Raw genomic sequence first — 7,939 nt, forward strand, 5'->3', positions numbered from 1 at the left:
CCGTCGGACGGCTAAAGCCTCTTACCGGCTGAAGCCGGTGGTTTTGACCTCAAGAAATGACAATAAAGAATTCTTTATATCTTTATATCAGCCTCATTCAGGCGATGTGTCACGCCGCGACCAAAGCCTCCGGCCCAAGCGCCTCATCGAGGTCGCGCAGATCGCCACCGCGCGTCTCGCGCCCGAACCACGCCACCAGCGCGAGCGCCACGGCACCCGGCACCATGATGATCATCGCCGCGAGCCCCATCGACGGGATCAGCGCGGCGATGCTGAGGCCTTGCGCAAGCAGCCCACCGGCCTTGGTGCAGGCAGCGACCCATCCGGTCGCGCGGCCGCGTACCCGCAACGGGAAACTCTCCGCCGTATAGGGCAGCAGGATCGCGAGAATGCCGTTCGACCCGACGATCAGCAGCGCGACCGGCAGCACCGGGCTGCCCGTCCCCGCCAGATCGAGCCGCAGCACGCCCGCGAGCCCGGCCAATGTCACCGCGATCATCGTGACCAGCGACCATTTGGTGCTCCAGCGGCTGTACATCAGCGCGCACAGGAACACCGTCGGAAAGGCAATCAGCGCGCTTTCAGCGAGCAGCCTGCTCGACACCGCGACTGAATAGCCCTTGGCGACGAGGTCCGTCGGCAGCCACAGCAACAGGCCGAAATTGACGAGCCCCCAGGTCAGCGCGGCGACGGTCAGCGCGGCAAGCTTGCCGATCAGTTTCCTTCCGGTCAGCGCGCCATGCCCGTTGCCGCGCGCGGCGACCATTGCAGGGCCGCGCCGGACGGTGGCGCCGAACCGACGCATCACTGCCTCCGCCTCCTTGTTGCGGCCGCGCGCGAGGAGGAACTTGGCCGATTCGGGGATCAGCCCGCCGAGCAGGACCAGCGTGAGACCGGTCGGCAAATTGGCCAGCCACAGGATGCGCCAGCCGAAGATCGGCTGGAGCAATGCCGAAAGCCCGCTCGCCGCGAAATAGCCGCCGACCGCACCCAGCCCGCCGACCAGCACCAGGCTCCAGCCGCGATGCCGGTTGGGCATCATTTCCGCGAGCAGGGCATAGGTGACCGGCAGCATCCCGCCGGCGGCTGCGCCCATCATGAAGCACATGGCGATATTCCAGGCGAGCGACGGCATCGCGCCGCAGATCGAGGTGCCGACGAACATCACCGCGGACAGCAGGATCGAGGCCTTGCGCCCATAGATATCGGCGATCACCCCCCACAGGATCGAGCCGACTACCGTCCCCATCAGCGCGAAGAACGGTACCAGCGACACCGTCGAGCGCGGCACGCCATATTCGCTCACCATGCCCGGGACGGTGAACCCCAGCGCGGCGGGCTTCATCACGTCGATGATCAGCGCCACGATGAGCACGAACATCAGCCGCCAATGCGCCCAGCCGAGCACCGCGTCCTCGGGCGCGGAGATGGTGATGTTCTCGCCGGCGGCCCGCTGTGCGGCAAGGTTGCGCGGCAACAGGCCCCAGGCAGCGACGATCACACCGCCGACGATCAGGAACATGCCGGAGATCATGCCCGGGTCCATCGGCATGCCGGCGAGGCGATAGCCCATGCCCTTCGCCATCAGGAACATCGGCAGATGGAGCAGGACACCGGCCGTCACCGCTGCGCACCCCAGTGCAAACGCCCAGATCGCCTGCCGATCAGACAGGGTGCTGTTCATGCCCACGATGATCTCTTCCTCTGCCCGCCCCTTGTTGCCGGCAGAAAGTGAGCAAAAACCGCGAGAGGCAACGGCCAATTCGCCGTTCGACGGGCCCCTCGCGGATTTTTCCGCGTGCGCGACCCAATCTGTGGCGTGGATGCTACAAGGTAGGCAGGTGCCTACGCTGTTGAGCGGTAACATCAGGCCGAAAAGGGGCGATTGTATCGATTGCAAACACGTCATGTCGGAGCGACAGCGAGGGCGGCGACGGGAGCTTTCCGATCCTCCCCCGCCAGGGGGAGGTGGCAGCCCTCGCGAACGCGGGGGCTGACGGAGGGGGAGGAAGCGCGCCGCTGATTTGACAGGACGCCGCTTACCGCCCCCTCCGTCGCCTTCGGCGCCACCTCCCCCTGGCGGGGGAGGATTTTGCGAAAAAGGAGCGGATCATCGCGAGCGATGCTATTTCCCTTCGATCGTTGCCCGCGCTGCCTCCAGCCGCGCGGCATAATCGTTCAACACCTTCGCTGTTCTTCCCGCATAGACATTCGCGTCGTCGAAACGGCGCTCCTCGATCGCCTCACGCACGCCCGGGAGCGTCTTCGCGCCATAGCCGGTGAAGCGGCCGGGTGCGTAGACGAGATTCTTGTACCAGGGCCGGCCGGGCAGGCCGCGATCGTCGAGCAGCAGCTGATCGATATCGCGGAGCTGCGCATTCAGCTTCTCGCGCACGGCAAGATCGAGCTTGCCGCCCTTGTCGGCATAGGCATCGTCATAGGCGGTGGCGGCGGCCTTCAGCCGATCGACCGCATCCTCGAGCACCGCGAGCTCGATATGCGGCGTGCGCGCCTCGACCGCCGCCGCGCCGACCGGCTTGAGCGGATCGCTGGCCAGCACGAAGGCGCCGTCGCGCAGCAGCTTCTCGCGCTTGCGATCCTCCTCGCGGCGATCTTCGGCGAGCTTCTTCACCTCGGTCAGATAGGTCGAGACGGTATCGGCGAAATCGCCGAACCGCTGCGGCGGCGTGTCCGAATCGGCGACGCGCAGCACCAGCCGCCCGACCGTCTTCGACAGCGCCGCGCCATATTTCAGGCCCGGATCGTCGAAGGTCGTCATGTGGTGGAAGCTGTCATAGACCGAGTGATAGACCCCGCCGCTCTCGTCCTCGCCGCCATAGCCGACATCGATCGCCGGCAGGCCGAGATGCTGGAGATAGGCGGAAAAGTCCGACCCCGAGCCGAGCGGCCCGATCGGCAGGTCGCCGCCCCGTTCAGCGGCGGCGAGCGCGGCGTCGTCGACATGCCGGGTCTTGTCGTAAGCGCCGACCCGGAGGCGGGCCCGCATCCGCGCGGCAACGGTTGCGCCGGTTTCGGGATCGATCACGTCGGCGGCAACGCCGTTGACGAGATGCTGGAAGTCATGGCTGCCCGACGCGCTGAGAAAGCCGCGGCCATTGCCGTCCGTATTGATATAGACCACCGCCTTGGCCTTGAGCTCGGCGGCATGCTCCTCGGCCCACTCAGTCGAGCCGAGCAGCATCGGCTCCTCGGCATCCCAGCCGGCATAGACGATCGTCCGCGCCGGCCGCCAGCCCTGGCTGACCATCGCGCCGAGCGCCTTCGCCTCGGACATCATCGCGACATTGCCCGAGAGCGGATCGGAGGCGCCGAACACCCAGCCATCATGATGGTTGCCGCGCACGACCCATTGATCGGGATAGCGCGCGCCCTTCAGCGTGGCGATCACGTCATAGATCGGCTTCAACGACCATTCCGACTTGACGGCGAGATGGACCTTCACCGCGGCGTCGCCGCCGATATGATAGGCAATCGGCAACCCGCCATGCCATGGCCCGGGCGACACCGGCCCGCCGAGCCGCGACAGCAGCTTGACCGCGTCGCCATAGGACATCGGCAGCACCGGGATCTTGAGGATCGTCGGCGCGTCCTCGCGGCGGATCCGCTTCGCGTTCGCGGTCGCTCCGATGCCGGGCGTCAGCGGATCGCCGGGATAGATCGCCATGTCGGCGACCGACCCACGCTGCACGCCGAATTCGGGCCGGGCCCCGCCCCTGGGATAGGAGTCGCTATCGCCATAGCCGTCATCGGCCGGGTCGGAATAGATGATGCAGCCGATCGCCCCGTGATCCTGCGCCAGCTTGGGCTTCAGCCCGCGCCAGCCGACGCCGTAGCGCGCGATGACGATCTTGCCCTTCACCTCGATCCCGCGCCGCGCCAGCGCCTTGTAATCGTCGGGCATGCCGTAGTTCACATAGACGAGATCGCCCGTGACATCCCCATCACCCTGGAACGCGACATAGGGCGGCAGCGCGCCCGCTGTGTTCGCCGAGGTGTCGTCGCCCGGCACCGGCGGCTCCTGCCCGCCCAGCACGATCTTCTCGGGCGCGACCATCTCGACGGTGGTCGAGATCGGGGTCGGATACAAAACCTGGAACGTCTCGATATGCGCGTCCCAGCCCCATTCCCTGAACTTGGCGAGCATGAAATCGGCATTGGCCTTGTCGTGCGGCGATCCGACCTGATTGGGCGCCGACGACATCTGCTTCAGCCAGTCGAGCTGGTCCTGCGAACTCACCCCCGCGTCGAATGCCGCCTCGACCGCTTTGGGGTCGGTCGGCCCCGCCTGGCCGGCCAGCGCCGCCTGGGCGAACACGAAGGCGCACGCGCCCGCCATCAACATGCCAAGCTTCTTCATGCCGGTTTTCCCCTTGAGACTCTGAGCCGCGACCCGAGGCCCGATGATGCGCCAGCGGCTGCCCGAGCGCAACGCCGTGCAGCGTGGCGGCGCGGGTTGCCGCGCTTGCGCCTGTCACCCTAGGGGAGCGGGGCATAGACGGGGGCATAGACCCTGCCGACCCTGGACACATTGCCGGGTGGGGGGCCGGGTGGAGGGCCGGGCGGGAGGACGGACGGCGGCGGGGCGGGGCCGGGCGCGGGCGCGAGCGGTGAAATGGGGTCCGGCGGGGGCGGAGGCGCCGTGTCCGGCGCGGCAGCTTCTGGCGGCGGCTCGCGTGGCGGCCTCGAAAAGGGTGACTCGGGGTCGTTGACGCGGGCGATCGCCTTTTCGAACATCGCGATGACGCCGGGATCGCCCTTCTCCTCCTCGGCGATGCGCCATTTCTTCGGCTGGCGGACGCGGAGCCATTGCAGCGCCGCGTTGGGATCGGGCGGGAAATAATGCGTATAGGTGGCGTAGACCGGCTTGGGATCGCTCGCGCTTTTGAAGACTTTGGTGCGCTCGACGCTGCAGCCGACGGCGCGGGAATAGAGCGCGCGCTCGACCCGGGCATCGGCATGCTCCTTGCCGGCCACCACGGCCTCGGCGAATTCCTCATGGGTGTTGCGCCAGCGATAGATGGTGCGGACGCAGACCCCGAAATGCTCGGCGAGCTCCTCGTCGGTGGCGCCGAGACGGCACAGGTGGCGGGCTTCGGCGGCGAATCCGGGTTTGTAGACCATGCGCTGTGGATAGCGCGGGTGGGGTCGGGGTTGAATCGCGGGTGGGGTGGGCAAAATGTCAGTAGGGTACTGACAGTTTTGGTGGGGGCGGGTTTGTGTAACTATTGTTATATATCAATTGTATACACGCTAGATAAGTGCCCTGCCGCCGGAATTCCAAGTAGCTGATAGATGGATAAGTGTCACCGAAGCTCCGCTCATGATCCCACTTTTTGGGGTTTTGAGGTTCAAGCGGCTACGCACCGGATCAGAAAGAGAATGTTGACGCCCGTCGCATGTGGGAGATGATAGCAACAGCATGAAGAACATCGCCACGCCCAACTACCCAGACCTGGCAGAAACACGCTTTCAGGAACTTTGCGATTGGCGGAACGTCACTCGTCACAAGGTCAATCAGGATCGGACCGGTTGGGATTACCTGCTCGAATTCGAGCGTGACAGGATCACTGGACTTCCACACGATAAGCAACCCGGCAGCGCCGCCGCTCGCATCCAAGTTAAATCCAAAGCGGGCGGTAGCACGAGCACGTCGGTCAAATTAAGTAACGCACTGCGCTTTACGAGAGAGCCGGATTTTTGCTTCATCGTTTTATTTTGGTTTTCCAAGGATGGGTTGAGCGAGAAAATTTACGCCCGCCATTTTCATGAACCACTTATGGAAGCAGCGTTGCGCCGGGCTCGGGAAGCTGATCGTGATGCCGTAGATGCGCTGCATCGCATCCGCGTCCCCATCGGGTTCACTGCGGAAGACGACCACAGTGGCGACTTGATCGAGTGGATGCGCGGGATATGTGACCGGCAACCGGAAAATTATGCCAGCGACAAGCGGAAATTGGCGGAAGGCCTCGGTTACAATGATAGCCGCATCCATGGAAAGTTCACCGTGCGGAGGGAGGACCTGCAAACGCTGATCGATCACTCGGTAGGGCTCGCACCCGTTGCGCCGATCGAAAGTGTCATTTTCCAGGACAAGCGTTTCGGTATCGATGCGCGCATTCCGGTTTTTGAGGGCAAGCCCACCGTTTCACATATCAATGTAGCGCCTCAACCTGCTTCACTGACGGTGACCGGCCTTAGTGGCCACTCCGCGACGATCGACGGAGAAATGCGAAGCTTCGCATTGCCGGGCCTTCCCTTGGCAACCGCGCGCGGTGTGTTTTCTTCGCCGACTCTGAACGTTACCATCCAAGGCGACGGCCATTTTGGCATCAGCTACAATCTCCAGGCTGATACGCCTTATGCGCTGTCATCTTTGAAGGCGTTCTGTGATTTTCAGCGCGCGTCCCGATCACCAATGACTATACGCCTCAATGTCGCCAACATGCCACCGATCGAAACCACTGCGCCAGCGCAGCAATCGAAAGACGATGATTGGTTTCGGTGGCTGGGCGCCGTCGCCGATTGTCTTTCGCTAGTCTGCCGAACCGATAACGCTCCTACCTTCACCATCCAACAGATTGTCGATCAAGAGGATGCCATTCTCCGCTTTGTCGATAGCGTAATCGATGGGGAATGCACGGTGCAGTTTACTCTTGATCGAGAGATTGAACCCTTGAGCGGACTTAGAAATTTGCTGGGCTATGTCATGGTTGAGATCGGCGAATTCACTTTCTGGGCAATCCTGCGTCGGCCATGCCTTCGTTACGAAACGGAGGGGCTGAGGCACGTCGTTGTGTTCGGCAATCCAGTGATTCTCGATGGCGTCGCCGTCAGAAGCTCTATGCAGCTTCAGCGGGAAACGGTGCAGGAGCGATTTAAAAAACTCTCACAGCAGATCGGAACAGGCAGCATGGCGTTCAATGGCGGTAACTTGTCGGCGCTTGGCGGTGAATCGTTGGATATTAATTTGGTTGGTTTTGGCCAGAGTGCCCCGATCCGGTAGAGTAGCGTGCGGCTTACTGGTTCCACCGCGCACCACACAGGTGGCGCGGTTCCCGTCGGTCGTGGAAAGCCAGTTATTCTGAGCTTCGAACTTCTAAACGCATCCATGGTAACTAACGGACCACGTTTTCAGATGATTTTGTGGGGGAGCAGCTAATGTCGGACGCCAAAGATGAATATGCAAAGAGCGTCAATGAGAAAGCCATTGATAGCTCAAACATGGTGCTCAAGACGCTTATCCTAATACATGGAGGATCTGCGGTTGCATTGTTGGCTTTTATCGGAAATCTATCGGGAAAGACCTCTCCCATTCTTGGGGGTAAGATCGGAAGCCTCGCTACTACAATTATATGGTTCGGCTGGGGAGTGGCGATCACGGTAGCCGCGATGACCTGCGCGTACTTCACCAACTATCTGACGGTTGGTCATGCATTCGCGGACATTGAAGAGACAAAAAAGCGCTATGCTTTTTGGAAGGCGGCATTCCATATACCAGCAGTGTTGCTGACTTTATCGTCGCTCTGCCTGTTCCTCTTTGGAATGTATCAAGTACGGGACGCAATTTCCGCGGCACTGCGATGACCAAGCTGGCGAGGCGTACAGCCCTCCCCTAACCTTCACGACGCCCGGCCTTATTCAGTCACGCCTCAGCGCTCCCTGAAGCGCTTCACTTCGTTTAAGGTGACGAGACGCGGCACGAGGCGTTCGATATCTTTCCGTAATGGTAAGGCGTCGAACGCATTCTTCCTGGCGATATTGTCGCACCAGTCGTCAAGGCCTGCTTCGATCCGTCTCATCTCAGGCAGCTGCAGCATATAGACAGCGACAAAAGCGGCTGGCGTACTCTGCCTGCAGCGCGACATTCAGGATGAGAGTCGCGCGACAATCAAGATGAGAATCGGTAGTGGGGTGTGGC

At 62.4% G+C, this 7,939-nt stretch carries 6 protein-coding genes; 2 read left to right on the forward strand and 4 right to left on the reverse strand.

Annotated features, from left to right (window positions below; genetic code table 11):
• Positions 1-109: 109 nt before the first annotated feature.
• From ABD050_RS20810 to ABD050_RS20820, 3 genes are all read right to left on the reverse strand, one after another.
• The gene (locus ABD050_RS20810) at positions 110-1,684 is read right to left on the reverse strand and encodes an MFS transporter (RefSeq protein WP_343891427.1); all 1,575 of its coding nucleotides are present in this window, start codon (positions 1,682-1,684) and stop codon (positions 110-112) included.
• A gap of 441 nt (positions 1,685-2,125) precedes the next feature.
• Positions 2,126-4,378 carry a transferrin receptor-like dimerization domain-containing protein gene (locus tag ABD050_RS20815; protein ID WP_343891428.1) on the reverse strand — a complete coding sequence of 751 codons (2,253 nt, stop codon included), beginning with the start codon at positions 4,376-4,378 and terminating at the stop codon, positions 2,126-2,128.
• Positions 4,379-4,497: 119 nt separating this feature from the next.
• Positions 4,498-5,142: a helix-turn-helix domain-containing protein gene (locus ABD050_RS20820; RefSeq protein WP_343891429.1), complete on the reverse strand. Its 645-nt coding sequence runs from the start codon at positions 5,140-5,142 to the stop codon at positions 4,498-4,500.
• Between the two features lie 298 nt (positions 5,143-5,440).
• Between ABD050_RS20820 and ABD050_RS20825 the strand changes: the two genes are divergently transcribed.
• Both ABD050_RS20825 and ABD050_RS20830 read left to right on the forward strand, forming a co-directional pair.
• Positions 5,441-7,024: a hypothetical protein gene (locus ABD050_RS20825; protein WP_343891430.1), complete on the forward strand. Its 1,584-nt coding sequence runs from the start codon at positions 5,441-5,443 to the stop codon at positions 7,022-7,024.
• A 155-nt stretch (positions 7,025-7,179) separates the two neighbouring features.
• A complete protein-coding gene (locus ABD050_RS20830) occupies positions 7,180-7,605 on the forward strand; it encodes a hypothetical protein (protein ID WP_343891433.1) in 426 nt (141 codons plus the stop codon).
• A gap of 65 nt (positions 7,606-7,670) precedes the next feature.
• Here the strand turns inward: ABD050_RS20830 and ABD050_RS20835 are convergent, their stop codons facing one another.
• The gene (locus ABD050_RS20835; protein WP_343891434.1) at positions 7,671-7,838 is read right to left on the reverse strand and encodes a hypothetical protein; all 168 of its coding nucleotides are present in this window, start codon (positions 7,836-7,838) and stop codon (positions 7,671-7,673) included.
• Positions 7,839-7,939 lie beyond the last annotated feature (101 nt).

Origin of the sequence: Sphingomonas oligophenolica, assembly GCF_039522915.1 — a bacterium.
GTDB lineage: Bacteria > Pseudomonadota > Alphaproteobacteria > Sphingomonadales > Sphingomonadaceae > Sphingomonas > Sphingomonas oligophenolica.

Bases quoted from the DNA above. Each gene is read 5' to 3' on its own strand.
- ABD050_RS20825 (WP_343891430.1), top strand. From the start codon at position 5,441: ATGAAGAACATCGCCACGCCCAACTACCCAGACCTGGCAGAAACACGC.
- ABD050_RS20820 (WP_343891429.1), bottom strand. From the start codon at position 5,142: ATGGTCTACAAACCCGGATTCGCCGCCGAAGCCCGCCACCTGTGCCGT.
- ABD050_RS20815 (WP_343891428.1), bottom strand. From the start codon at position 4,378: ATGAAGAAGCTTGGCATGTTGATGGCGGGCGCGTGCGCCTTCGTGTTC.
- ABD050_RS20835 (WP_343891434.1), bottom strand. From the start codon at position 7,838: ATGCTGCAGCTGCCTGAGATGAGACGGATCGAAGCAGGCCTTGACGAC.
- ABD050_RS20830 (WP_343891433.1), top strand. From the start codon at position 7,180: ATGTCGGACGCCAAAGATGAATATGCAAAGAGCGTCAATGAGAAAGCC.
- ABD050_RS20810 (WP_343891427.1), bottom strand. From the start codon at position 1,684: ATGAACAGCACCCTGTCTGATCGGCAGGCGATCTGGGCGTTTGCACTG.